A 12,356-nucleotide genomic window follows, 5' to 3' on the forward strand; every position below is an offset into this window, starting at 1 on the left:
GCTAGTACTCGCGGGAACCGATGACCTGCGCGGCGGTCGTCTGGTCGAAGAGCTGGTCCTTGTTCTGCGTGTACTTCGGGACCTTCTCGCCGGCGCGGATCTTCGCGATGGTGTCGTAGAGGATGGGGCCCATCAGCGGGTTGCACTCGACGGTGGCGTTCAGCTTGCCCGCGACCATCGCCTCGAAGGCGCCCTTCACCGCGTCGATGGAGACGACGAGGACGTCCTTGCCCGGGTTCATGCCCGCCTCGTCGAGCGCCTGGATCGCTCCGAGCGCCATGTCGTCATTGTGGGCGTAGACCGCGTTGATGTTGTTGCGGTCGGACTTGATGAAGGCCTCCATGACCTCCTTGCCCTTGGCGCGGCTGAAGTCGGCGGACTGGCTCTTGACGATGGCGATATTGGGGTACTTCTTCAGCGCCTCCTCGAAGCCCTTCTTGCGGTCGATGGCCGGTGCCGAGCCGGTGGTGCCCTGCAGTTCCACGACGTTGCCCTTCTCGCCCATCTTCTTCGCGAGCCAGTCGGCGGCCATGCGGCCCTCCTCGACGAAGTCGCTGGCGATGAGGGTGGTGTAGAGGCTCTCGTCGGTCACCTTGATGCCGCGGTCCACGAGGATGACCGGGATGTTGGCGGCCTTCGCCTCCAGCAGCACGGGCTCCCAGCCGGTCTCCACCACCGGAGCCAGTACGATGGCGTCCACCCCCTGCGCGATGAAGGAGCGGATGGCCATGATCTGGTTGGCCTGCTTGCCCTGGGCGTCGGCGAACTTCAGGTTGATGCCACGCTTCTCCGCCTCGCCCCGGATGGATTTGGTCTCCGCGGTGCGCCACGCGCTCTCCGCGCCGACCTGGGAGAAGCCAACGACGAGCTTCTTCTCCGCCGTGGGGCCCGCGTTGCCGGCCGACGCCTCGGGCGCCGGCTCCTTCTTGCAACCGACGACGAAGACGAGCAGCGCTGCCACGATCAGCTGCTTCATGATGTTCTCCAAGGATTCGCCGGAGGAGACGTTCCTCCAGCGTTTTGACATCCGGTACAGGGTGATCGAGCGGGCGCGCATGAAATCACAGGCCGCGCGCCGCCGGAAGGAATGGCCTCGGGGCCAATAGACTGAGACACGGCGTGATGCCGCGGCTCGTCATCCACTGCCGCTGGCCAGGCGAGCGAGCAGGCCAGGGCCCTACCGCGGGGTGATGGTCAGCGAGTCGAACCGCGCGGACGCGCCCACCACACCGCCCGCGGTGAGCGCCACGCGCACGCCGCGATCCCACGGCGGCAGGAAGTCGCCGTTGAGCTCGTTGCCGACATCGAGCCAGTGGGAACCATCGTTGCTGGCGGAGAACCGGAAGAAGTGCCCCTCGCGCGCGGTCATCCGCAGATACACCCTGGCGCCCCCGGGCGCCGGCGCGCTGCCGAGCGTCTGCTCCTTGTTGCCCTGGCGGCTCCACACCTCGAGGGTACTGCCCTTCAAGCGGATGCCGACGGAGTTCTCCGGGTCGCCGAACGCGGAGAGCCCGGCCTGCGTGCCCGAAGCGAAGCCACCGGGATCCAGGGCGGTGACGGCCACGTACTGGCCGGTGTTGGTGGAGCGCGCGAGCACCGCGCCGGCAGGCTCGGTGGCCCGGTTGGCATTGGGCGCGAGCGTCAGCATCCCCCCCGAAACGCTCGCCTGCGGGCGGTTGCCTTGCGGCCACTGCCACCCCATGGCGACGGTCGAGCCGTTGAACTCATCCGAGAAGCCGGTGGGCGCCCGCTTCCCGCCGCCGGTGCCCTGGTGGGTGTTGATGGAGGGCCAGCCGTCCGTGCCCCAGGTCAGCGGATCCAGGACGGCCTGCCGCCCGACGTACACGGTGTCCCTGGCGCTGTACGCGTGGTACAGCAGGTAGCTCTGTCCCGAGGCGTCCGTCACCACGGAGCCGTGGCCCGGGCACTTCCATTCGGCGTTCGCCCCCACGATCGGGTTGGACGGGTGCTTCTCCCAGCCGGAGAGCAGCTTGCGCGAACGGGCCACGCCCTCGCCGTAGCTGCAGGTGCGGCCGCAGCAGCCGCCGCCCGCGTAGAACATGTAGAACCAGCCATCGCGCTTCAGGAGGTACGGGCCCTCGACCACGCTGCCCTCCCAGGGCGCGTCGTTGACGATGAGCTGCTGGCGGGTGCTGCCCTCGGCGAAGCGGGTGCGGTCCTCCGTGAGCCGCTGAGCCCAGATGGGCGTGGGCTGCCCGCGGCTGTTGCCATCCTGCTTCCAGACGAGGTACGGCACGTCGTTCTCGTCGCGGATCAGCACGCCATCGATGGAGCCGTCCGGATCGCAGACGAGTGGACCGTGATCCGTGTACGGCCCCTGGGGCTGGGCCGCGGTGGCCACGCTGACGCACAGCGGGCCGCCCTTCTTGCGCGCCGTGTAGTAGACGAAGAACTGGCCCTTGTCCTCGAGCAGCTCGGGGGCCCAGTAGTTGGCCTCGGCCCATTCGGGCGCGGACTCGAAGACCACGCCGGCCTGCTCCCAGTTCACCAGGTCCTTCGAGTGGAGGAGGGGGAAGTGCGGCGCCCACTCCGACGAGGTCGCGGTCGCCCAATAGTCATCGCCGACTCGGATCACCGACGGATCCGCATAGTCGCCCGGCATGACCGGGTTGGACACCTGAAGCGGCTGAGGCTTCGACCCCTGAAGAGGCTGCGGCTTCGCGCGGCTGGTGGAGCAGCCCGCCGCGACGAGCACGGCCACCGTGGTCAGTGAGAACAGTGTCGCTTTGAAAGACATGCCACGTCGCCTCATGAAGTCTCCTCGCCGAAGGGCGCGCACACTACGAGTGCCACGAAACAACGGTCAACGCTTTGCGTGTGATGTTGACGCGGTGTGTCTCCCGCTAAGGGGTTTCACGTGGATAACTCGCCTTGACACCCTCCGGGTGCATGAGTGAGATGCCGCGCCTTACGAACACGTATGAAACCGAAGGGCCTCGTCTGGCAGAGGGGCCGTAGGAATCGTGCGCGCCGTTGGTGAGGGTATAGATGCGTTTGAAGACACTCGTTCTTTGTTCAATGCCCATCGCGATCCTGACGGCTGATGCGCTCGCGCAGACCGTAGAAACCGCGCCGAACAACCCTGGACCCGCACCGGCGCAAGAGGCCGACGCGGGACAGGGGGAGCCGCAGACGGACGGCGGCGTGGCCGCTGCGGGCGATGAGGAGTATGTCGAGGAGATCGTCGTCGTCGGCTTGCAACGCAGCATGCAGCAGGCCCAGAGCGTCAAGCGCAACTCCGACCAGATCGTCGATACGGTCGTAGCGCAAGACATTGGCAAGCTGCCGGACGTCACGGTCTCCGATACGGCGGCACGCATTCCGGGCGTCCAGGTGGACCGAGCCCGGGGCGAAGCGGCCGGACAGGTGCTGGTGCGCGGACTGCCCGATCTCACCACGACCTATAACGGCCGGGAGATCTTCACCGCCGAGACGCGCAGTGTCGCGCTTGCCGACTTCCCCTCGGGTGGCATCGCGTCGCTCGGCGTCTACAAGACCACGACCGCCGATCAGATCGAAGGCGGCATCGCCGGGCTCCTCGACGTCCGCTCACGCCGGCCGTTCGACTTCGAGGGCTTCGAGGTCTCGGGCGCCTTCCGGGGCACCTACGCCAACCAGTCGGGCCTGTTCGACCCGAACGGCAACATCCTGGTCACCAACCGCTGGCAGACCGGTGCGGGCGAAGTCGGCGCGCTGGTCAACTTCTCCTACACCCGCCTCAACTATCTCGACTCCGCGCGCTGGAACACCGGGTTCATCGGCACCGGGCGGACCACGACGGGCGAGCAGTTCCGCTTCCCCGATGTCGTCGGCATCTTCTATGGGGCAGGCCAGCGCGAGCGGCCATCGGTGAACGGAGCGGTGCAGTGGCGGCCGCAACCCGGGCTCGAGCTCTATGTCGAGGGTATCTGGCAGGGGTACCGCGACAGCGTCTCGGACCGCCAACTGGAGATGCGGTTGTGGGGCGCCGACAGCCGCTATTCCAACCTGACGATGCGGCCGGGCAGCACGGACCAAGCGCAGAGCCTCACCGTCGAGAATGCCGCCCGTCCGTTCATGTTCCAGGGCGCGACCGCCCGCCAGACGGACACCTATCAGCTCGCCGTCGGCGGCTCCTATGAAGCGGGACCCTGGCGCATCACGGCCGATCTCGCGCGCACGGACAGCCGGTTCGACCTGTCGCTCTACAGCTTCGACCAGGAACTGGTCACCTCCCCCACCTTCGACGTCAACTTCGACGTGCCGAGGGGACCTGGCGGCATGGAGTTCAGCCTCCAGAACTTCGACCTGACCAATCCCGCCAACTTCAACTATCTCGGCTTCTTCGACAGGTCCTTCGTCGCGGCGGGCGACGACTGGCAGGCCCGGACGGACGTCGACCTGAACACCGGCTTCTCCTTCATCCCCAAGCTGGAGGCCGGACTCCGGTTCACGACGCGTGACGCCTACCAGGAGAATGGTCAGCGCTACTGCGCCAATGACGATGGTGGCAACCCCGGCGCGCCCTGCCTCCTGGCGGCCGGGACCCCGCTCTCCCAGATGCCGGTCGATCTGCACGTGTTCCGCGGCGGCTTCCGGGGCAGCGACATCCAGCAGACCCGGACCTGGGTCGTGCCGACGTATGAGAGCATCCGCAGAAACGTGGAGCAGCTCCGTACCATCCAGGGCTTCAACCCCGGCGCGCCCGAGCGGCTGCGTGTCTTCGAGGCGAATGAGCAGACCTTCGGCGGGTACGCGCAGGCGCGCTACGAGTTCAAGGTGGGCAGCGTGCCGGTGGACGGCGTCGTCGGCCTCCGGGCGGTGCGCACCGACACCACCGTCACCACCACCGAGAAGGCCAACGGGAGCTATACCGACCTGCTTCCCACTGCCAGCGCGAGAGTCCGGCTCCTCCCCGACCTCCAGCTGAGGCTCTCCGCCACCCAGACCCGTACGCGGCCGAGCTTCGAGCAGCTGCGCCCGATCCTCCTCAACTCGCCGCCCCCCTGTCTGTCGGAGCCCAACCCGCCTCCGAGCTGCCAGATCACCGGTGGAGGCGGCAACCCCGACCTCAAGCCCATCCGGTCGAACAACTACGACGCCTCGCTCGAATACTATTTCTTGCAGACCGGTATGGCGTCACTCGCCGTGTTCCGCCGCGACTTCAAGGGCTTCATCACGAACCTCGACGTGACCCAGGACTCCCCGGTCTATGGGGAGGATCGGATCCGCGTGAACATCCCGGTGAACGGCGGCGAGGGCAGCATCCAGGGCTTCGAGGCCTCGCTCGGGACCTTCTTCGACTTCCTCCCGGGCTGGCTCAGCGGCTTCGGCGCCTACGGCAACCTCACCTATCTGGACGACCAGCAGGCCTTCCCCAAGGGGTTCGAGCTCGAGCTGGGCGAGACCGGGCGGATTCCCAATGTGTCCAACTGGTCCTACAACCTCGTCGCGATGTACGAGCGCGACAAGTTCGCCGCCCGTCTGGCCTACAACTACCGCTCCCGCTGGATCACCTCCTACGTCCAGAACCCGGAGGGGGATGGGTTCACGGGTGAGTACGTGGACGGCGTCTCGCGCCTCGACTTCTCGGCGAGCTACTCGCCTTGGAACCTCAAGCCCTGGGACAAGGTCACCTTCACCTTCGACGCGTCGAACATCCTCGGGAATCCCTTCAGGAACTTCCGGCAGTTCACGCCCGAAGGCGACACCTACCCCCGCGACGTGCGCTACGAAGAGAGCATCTACTCGCTGGGCGTCCGCGTCAGCATCTAGGTCCAGCAGCCAGGTCCAGGAAGGACGCAACGGCGTGCCTCATCGCGGCTCGAGAGCCGCGATCTGGGGCACGCCGTTTTGCCAGGACAGTTGAACGATGTGCAGGAAGCGGCCCAGGTTCGCCGGCCTGCAAGCCTTTGTCGCCGCCCATGAATGGAAGGCGAGGAAATCCCTGTCGCCGGATTGGAACACGGTCTGATGACCGGGGCCGCTGAGACAAGGCTCGAACGTGCTGGCGAGGAAGGGATTGCCCGGCGCATCGATGCAGGGTCCCAGCGGCCCCTCGCAGGTGGCGTAACCGGTCGCGTAGCTCGAGACGCGCTGCGAGTCCTGCCAGCCATAGTCATTGGCGGAGAAGAACAGGACATAGGAGCCGCCGCGTTCGATCATGGTCGGAGCCTCGACCACGCGGCCCTCCCAGGGTTTGTCGTTGCGGACCAGGGAGACGGGATCGCCGGCCAGGCTGAGCCCGTCGGAAGAAAGACGTTGGGCGAAGAGCTCCGTCGGTTTGTTGAAGCGCGGGTTGTTCCCATCATTCTTGAAGTAGAGGTAGAGCTGCCCGTCCGGAGCACGGAATGGGCTCGCGTCGATCGTGCCGCCGAGCTCGTACTGACACACGAGGGGTTCGGAGGCTGGCGAGGTGAACGGACCGCTCGGGTCTTCGCTGGTCGCGGCTCCGACGCATTGGAGGCCGCTCGCGGTGTGGCGCGCGGTGAAATAGAGCACGAAGCCGCCCGGGGTTCGCAGCACTTCGGGCGCCCAGGTGAAGCCGGTCTTCGCCCAGGACGGGAGGACTGGCATCGCGTCGTGCAGCCGGTTCGGCTCCCGTTCATCCCAGAGGATCCGCCAGCTCGTGAGATCCGTGGACGAGGCCATCTGCACGTTGACCCCGTCCGTGTTCGTTGCATAGGCGAGATACCGCCCCTCATGCTCGAGGATGAACGGGTCTGGGAAATCGGCACGGAGCACGGGCGGGTACGGGGTGAGGGCCTGCGGGGGTTGGTCACCCGGAGTCACGCAGCCGCCAACAAGCGCCAGTGCCGCAGAAAGAAAGCCGAAGAACGACGCTCTACCCATTCCTGACAAGGGAGCTCTCCTCACGATCCCGCCCGAGCCGGGACTGGGGTCATCTGTACTTCCTTCCGGGTTTTCGCCTACCGTAACCGGGTCCGCCGCAGAGGATGCACATGAGCTTTCGGTTGCCCGTGGGATTTTGGAAGACCTTCGCCGCGGAGACCTGGGACCAGCAGCCCCGGGTCTTCAAGAACCTGTTCGACGGCCGGCTGCTGATCCCCACCGAGGAGCTCTTCCGCGTCGTCGCCGACGAGCAGGCCCAGTATGCCCAGGTCGCCGGCGACTGGATGAAGCCCCGCATCTCCCGGCTGATCATCGACAAGGGGGAGGTCGTCCTGCGGCTCCCCTACATGCCGCGCCACGAGGATGGCTCCTTCGAGGGCTGGACCCAGCGCCTCTACAAGGAGCTGCCCGGCCGGGGCTTCCTCTTCCACATGCAGCGGCTGCAGTCCCGCTCGCGCCTGATGTTCGACCGCTACCGCCAGTTCACCGACGGGCTGTTCGAGCAGATCGGCCTGCCCTCCTACCGGGTCGACGCGGACATGTTCGCCGGGGACTACTCCGAGACGTTCTTCGGCGTGCACAAGGATCTCGCGGGCAACTTCGCCATCATCCTCACGGGCCGCAAGCGCATGCTGCTGTGGCCCTACGAGACGTTGCTGCCCTACGTCACGGGGAACCTGGATCCGAGCAACCTCGACTTCACGCTGCAGCTGCGCTCCATGAAGGAGATCCGCGAGCCTCCCATCGTCCTGGATGGCGAGCCGGGCGACGTCTTCTACTGGCCGGGGCGGTTCTGGCACTGCGCCCAGGGCAACGGCGCCTTGTCGATCACCACCAACCTCGCCGTCTACCACACCTCCAACCCGCTGGCGGACAGCTTCCCGGAGAAGGTCTTCGAGGTGCTCGGTCCGGCCATCTCCGACAGCATGGCCCCCACTCCCTTCGAGCCGGCGCGCCGCCAGGAGCTGGCGAGTGCCGTGCCCGAGACGCTGCGCGGCGCCACGGCGCACGTCGTGGAGGGGCTGAGGAAGCTGGTGGAGGGAGGCTTCTTCGAGCGGGAGATGGAGCTGACGTGGCTGCGGTACGTGAGCGGCGGCGGCTACACCATCGTGCACCCGCCGGCCACCGGTGTGGTGCTGGACGACTCCCAGGCGATGAAGCTCCTGCCGGAGGCGGGGCTCGTCTGGCGCAAGCTCTCCAGCGGGGAGATCGGCGTCTCCAGCAACGGCCTCTCGGAGTGCTTCCCCGAGAGCCGCGGGCTGGTGGAGACGCTCCATCGTCTGGCGGGCGGTGGGGCCCACCGGGTGGGGGCGCTCCTGGAAGAGGTGGTCGAGGAGCGCCAGGGCGACAAGGTCGTCTGGTCGCGCGAGCACCTGCGCGCCCTGCTCACCACGCTCGCCTCCCAACACGCCCTCGTCCGCGCGTAAGGCGAGGGCTCGATTCAAGAACCCACGTCGAGCTCGAAGCGGAGCTCTCCGCCAGCGACCGGGCCGGTGCATCGCCAACCCGCTGCCGCGTAGAAGCGCTGCGCCCGGGTGCCCGGCGCCGTGGTCAGCCACAACCGCGCCAGCCCCCGCGACCTGAGCCACTCCACCATCGTGTCGTGCAACTGCCGGCCGTAACCGCGGCCCTCGTGTCCGGGAGCCACGAACAGGGCCCAGATATTGCCGTCCGAGGAGTTCCCGATGGCGAAGGCCACGATGTCGCCACCGGTCTCGATGACCCATCCGCGGCCAGGGAGCTCGATTTCTGGAACGTAGTCCGCCTCGGAGATGCGGTCGGGCGACGACAGCCGGTTCTCCCGCACGGAGAGCCGTACGCGGTGCATGCCGGGAATGTCGCCACGATGGGCTTGTCTGGGGGCCGCCATGACTCCGGAGATTAGATCATCGCCAGCCTGGTGGGTTTCCCCCTGCCCCGCGCCGCGGCGATCGCCTAGGTTCCTCCATCCGCGACAAGGGGGATGACCATGGCAGCGAAGTCACCGCGCAAGAAGGCAGCCACCACCACCACGACGCGCCGGCCCCGCCGCAAGAAGGCAGAGCCCGCCTCCAAGGGGCTCAGCGCCGCCGAGGTGGCCAGCGAGGCCGCCACGCCCCCCGTCGAGCTGGTGCAGGGCATCCAGGAGGACGGCGGCCAGGTGCTCAGCGTCTACCGCGATCCGCTCGGCGCGCACACCGTGGTGTTCGCCGCCCTGCCCATCGACAAGGTCGAGCCCACCCCCTACCAGCGCGACCTGTCCGAGCCCCACGTCAAACGGCTCGCCGGAGCCATGGAGCGGTTGGATCGTTTCCTCGACCCCATCATCGCCATCCGCAAGGAGGGCCGGTACTGGACGCCCAACGGCAACCACCGGCTCCATGCCTCCAAGCTCCTGGGCGGCAAGTCCATCATGGCCCTCGTGCTGCCCGAGGAGGACGTCGCCTATCAGATCCTCGCCCTCAACACGGAGAAGGCGCACAACCTGAAGGAGCGCTCGCTCGAGGTCATCCGCATGCACCGCGGCCTCACCGGAGCGCGCGCCGGGCGCGAGTCCGAGTTCGCTCACCTCTTCGAGGAGCCCGCCTTCCTCACCCTGGGGGCGGCCTACGAGAAGCGGCCGCGCTTCTCCGGGGGCGCCTACCACCCCTTCGTCAAACGCGCGGAGTCCTTCCTGGATCTGCCCATGGCCGAGGCCCTCCGGGTGCGCGAGGCCCGCGCCGACAAGCTGCTGGAGCTGGACGACGCCGTGGTCTCCGTAGTGGACGCCCTCAAGACGCGCGGCCTGCAGAGCCCCTACCTCAAGAACTTCGTCGTGGCCCGCATCAACTTCCTGCGCTTCAAGAAGGAGGGGCCCGTCGAGTTCGACCCCACCGTCGCCCGGATGATCTCCAGCGCCCGGAAGTTCAACCTGGAGAAGGTGAACCGCGAGGACATCGGCCGGATGAGTGGACCCCTCCTGGCCGAGGACTCGGAATGAGGATTGCAAGGCAGCCCGCGCCATGACGACATCCCCCGCCACCGTCCTGGTCGTCGATGACGACCGGGCCAACCTCGACTCGGTCTCGCGCATCTTCCAGCGCGAGGGCCTGGAGACCTTCACCGCCAGCAACGGCACCGAGGCCTTGGAGCTGCTGCGCCGCCCCGAGGTGAGCGTGATGGTGACGGATCTGATGATGCCCGGCATGGACGGGCAGGAGCTGCTCAAGGTCTCGCGCACCATCCGCCCGGACGTGGAGGTGGTGCTGATGACGGCCTACGGCACGGTGGAGACGGCCGTGGCCGCCATGAAGGACGGCGCCTACGACTTCATCACCAAGCCCCTCAAGCGCCACTCGCTGGTGAAGTCCGTACAGAAGGCGCTGGAGCGCCACGAGCTGGCCGCGGAGAACCGCGTCCTCAAGGCGAAGCTGGCGGAGATGGGCAGCACCGGTGGGCGCTCCATGGTCGGCCAGTCGCCCGCCTTCCGGGCGATGATGGACACCATCCGCCAGGCCGCGCCTTCCACCGCCACCGTGCTGCTGCTCGGGGAGTCGGGCACCGGCAAGGAGCTGGCCGCCCGCGCCCTGCACGAGCAGTCCAACCGGGCCAAGGGCCCCTTCGTCGCCATCAACTGCGGCGCCCTCCCCGAGAGCATCCTCGAGGCGGAGCTCTTCGGCGTGGAGCGCGGCGCCTTCACCGGCGCGGTGGCCCGCCGCGAGGGCCGCTTCGAGCGCGCCAGCGGTGGCACCCTCTTCCTGGACGAGGTGGGGGAGATGCCCCTGTCCGCCCAGGTGAAGCTCCTGCGCGTCCTCCAGGAGGGCGAGCTCGAGCGCCTGGGTGGTACCCAGACGGTGAAGGTGGACGTCCGCATCGTCGCCGCCACCAACAAGGATCTGCAGCGCGAGGTGGCCGAGAACCGCTTCCGCGAGGACCTCTATTACCGCCTCAACGTGGTGGAGGTGCGCATCCCCGCGCTCGCCTCGCGCCGCGAGGACATCCCCCTGCTGGCCGACGCCTTCCTGCGCCGCTTCGCCTCCAAGAATGGCAAGGTCCTGCGCGGCTTCTCCCCCGAGGCCCTCAGCACCCTGGAGAACTACGCCTGGCCGGGCAACGTGCGCGAGCTGGAGCACGCCGTGGAGCGCGCCGTGGTGCTCGCCAAGACGGACGTCCTGGAGGTGGGAGATCTGCCCGAGACGGTGCGCAAGGGCCCCCTGGGCTCGGCCGGACAACTCGTCATCCCCATTGGCACCCCCATGGAGGAGGTCGAGCGCCGGGTGATCCACGAGACCCTGCGGCACACCAAGGGGGACAAGACGCTGGCCGCCCGCCTGCTGGGCATCGCGGCGCGCACCATCTACCGCAAGCTGGAGCGCGAGGCCTCCGAGGGTCCTGGCGGTAGCGGCGAGGGCCCGGGCTCGCCTCCCGCCGAGTGACAGCCCGTCAGGCTCTCTGACCGGCCGTTGACATTTTGTCCCACGCCGTAGCGCCGCCTGCTTCTGTCACCAGCGGCCCGGCTTATTCCGGAATGAATTCAAGCACTTGGCTGTAAGGGTCGGGTTGCCCGGTCCCCTCTGCGGGTGGCACCCCGCTTGCTCAATCCCGAGTAGGCCCTCTCTGGACGCGTGATGGAACTCTTCTTCCGCAAGTACTTCTGGACCGTGAATCTGGTCTTCATCCTGCTGGTCGCCCTGTTGGCGGCGCGCACGGTGAACCTGTTCGTCGAGTCCGCCCTCACCCCTCTCCCGTCGGGCGAGGTGTCGGGACGGCAGAAGGCGAAGCCCACGGTGACGTTGGCCTCGCTGGATCTCAAACGCCTGTCGGACCTCACCGGCGTGGCCATTCCCGAGCCCGATCCCGTGGTGGCCGAGCCCTCCGGCCAGCCCGACGTGGACCCCAACGCCGCTCCCGTGAAGAGCAGCCTGCGGGTGAAGCTGCTGGGCACCCTGGTGGCCAGCGACAAGATGTGGTCCGTGTCCTCCATCCAGGACATGAACAACCAGCGCTCCACCACGTACATGGTGGGCGACCGCATCCAGGGCGCCGAGGTCATCGACATCGAGCGCGAGCGCGTGATCATCATCAACGCCGGGCGCAAGGAGTTCATCGACAACCAGCCTGGGGATGGCGCCGCCGTGGCCGCCTACACCCCGCCGCCGGTGCCCAACGGCCCGCCCGTGCAGGCCCCTCCCAATGGCAGCGGCATCCGCGCCATGAGCGAGAACGACTACGAGGTGCCGCGCGCGGAGATCGATCGCACGCTGTCCAACCTCAACGACGTGGCCATGCAGGCGCGCATCGTGCCGGCCTTCAAGGACGGCCAGGCCCAGGGCTTCAAGCTCTTCTCCATCCGTCCCGACTCCATCTACTCGAAGATCGGCGTCCAGAACGGCGACGTCATCAAGCGCATCAACGGCTTCGAGCTCAACAGCCCGGAGAAGGCCCTCGAGGTCTACACCAAGCTGAAGGAAGCCTCGCGGATCGAGATCGAGCTGGAGCGCAACGGTTCGAGCGTCCGCAAGAACTACACCATCCGCTAACCCCGC

At 67.5% G+C, this 12,356-nt stretch carries 9 protein-coding genes; 5 read left to right on the forward strand and 4 right to left on the reverse strand.

Features of this window, described 5'->3' with window-relative positions; all coding sequences use genetic code 11:
* Position 1: 1 nt before the first annotated feature.
* Complete coding sequence (locus NR798_RS33270; protein WP_375766554.1) at positions 2-976, reverse strand: ABC transporter substrate-binding protein; 975 nt, start codon at positions 974-976, stop codon at positions 2-4.
* Positions 977-1,177: 201 nt separating this feature from the next.
* Positions 1,178-2,758, reverse strand: coding sequence for a family 43 glycosylhydrolase (locus NR798_RS33275; protein WP_375766555.1), 1,581 nt, complete (start codon positions 2,756-2,758; stop codon positions 1,178-1,180).
* Between the two features lie 407 nt (positions 2,759-3,165).
* On the opposite strand from NR798_RS33275, the gene NR798_RS33280 reads away from it, so the two are divergent.
* Positions 3,166-5,775, forward strand: coding sequence for a TonB-dependent receptor (locus NR798_RS33280; RefSeq protein ID WP_375766556.1), 2,610 nt, complete (start codon positions 3,166-3,168; stop codon positions 5,773-5,775).
* A gap of 39 nt (positions 5,776-5,814) precedes the next feature.
* On the opposite strand, the gene NR798_RS33285 is transcribed toward NR798_RS33280, so the two are convergent.
* Positions 5,815-6,852, reverse strand: a complete 1,038-nt coding sequence (locus NR798_RS33285) for a glycoside hydrolase family 43 protein (protein WP_375773864.1) — start codon at positions 6,850-6,852, stop codon at positions 5,815-5,817.
* Positions 6,853-6,962: 110 nt separating this feature from the next.
* On the opposite strand from NR798_RS33285, the gene NR798_RS33290 reads away from it, so the two are divergent.
* Complete coding sequence (locus NR798_RS33290; RefSeq protein WP_375766557.1) at positions 6,963-8,279, forward strand: cupin-like domain-containing protein; 1,317 nt, start codon at positions 6,963-6,965, stop codon at positions 8,277-8,279.
* A 14-nt stretch (positions 8,280-8,293) separates the two neighbouring features.
* On the opposite strand, the gene NR798_RS33295 is transcribed toward NR798_RS33290, so the two are convergent.
* Positions 8,294-8,680: a GNAT family N-acetyltransferase gene (locus NR798_RS33295; protein WP_375766558.1), complete on the reverse strand. Its 387-nt coding sequence runs from the start codon at positions 8,678-8,680 to the stop codon at positions 8,294-8,296.
* A gap of 141 nt (positions 8,681-8,821) precedes the next feature.
* Between NR798_RS33295 and NR798_RS33300 the strand changes: the two genes are divergently transcribed.
* The 3 genes from NR798_RS33300 to gspC all read left to right on the forward strand — a co-directional run bounded on the left by NR798_RS33300 (position 8,822) and on the right by gspC (position 12,350).
* A complete protein-coding gene (locus NR798_RS33300) occupies positions 8,822-9,811 on the forward strand; it encodes a ParB N-terminal domain-containing protein (RefSeq protein WP_375766559.1) in 990 nt (329 codons plus the stop codon).
* Positions 9,812-9,833: 22 nt separating this feature from the next.
* Positions 9,834-11,246, forward strand: a complete 1,413-nt coding sequence (locus NR798_RS33305; RefSeq protein ID WP_375766560.1) for a sigma-54-dependent transcriptional regulator — start codon at positions 9,834-9,836, stop codon at positions 11,244-11,246.
* 192 nt (positions 11,247-11,438) lie between these two features.
* Positions 11,439-12,350, forward strand: coding sequence for a type II secretion system protein GspC (gspC, locus tag NR798_RS33310; RefSeq protein WP_375766561.1), 912 nt, complete (start codon positions 11,439-11,441; stop codon positions 12,348-12,350).
* The last annotated feature ends 6 nt before the right edge of the window (positions 12,351-12,356 follow it).

The organism is Archangium gephyra (assembly GCF_042230915.1).
In the GTDB taxonomy this organism is placed as follows: domain Bacteria; phylum Myxococcota; class Myxococcia; order Myxococcales; family Myxococcaceae; genus Archangium; species Archangium gephyra_B.

Bases quoted from the DNA above. Each gene is read 5' to 3' on its own strand.
- NR798_RS33270 (WP_375766554.1), bottom strand. From the start codon at position 976: ATGAAGCAGCTGATCGTGGCAGCGCTGCTCGTCTTCGTCGTCGGTTGC.
- NR798_RS33275 (WP_375766555.1), bottom strand. From the start codon at position 2,758: ATGTCTTTCAAAGCGACACTGTTCTCACTGACCACGGTGGCCGTGCTC.
- NR798_RS33285 (WP_375773864.1), bottom strand. From the start codon at position 6,852: ATGGGTAGAGCGTCGTTCTTCGGCTTTCTTTCTGCGGCACTGGCGCTT.
- NR798_RS33290 (WP_375766557.1), top strand. From the start codon at position 6,963: ATGAGCTTTCGGTTGCCCGTGGGATTTTGGAAGACCTTCGCCGCGGAG.
- NR798_RS33295 (WP_375766558.1), bottom strand. From the start codon at position 8,680: ATGCACCGCGTACGGCTCTCCGTGCGGGAGAACCGGCTGTCGTCGCCC.
- NR798_RS33300 (WP_375766559.1), top strand. From the start codon at position 8,822: ATGGCAGCGAAGTCACCGCGCAAGAAGGCAGCCACCACCACCACGACG.
- NR798_RS33305 (WP_375766560.1), top strand. From the start codon at position 9,834: ATGACGACATCCCCCGCCACCGTCCTGGTCGTCGATGACGACCGGGCC.
- gspC (WP_375766561.1), top strand. From the start codon at position 11,439: ATGGAACTCTTCTTCCGCAAGTACTTCTGGACCGTGAATCTGGTCTTC.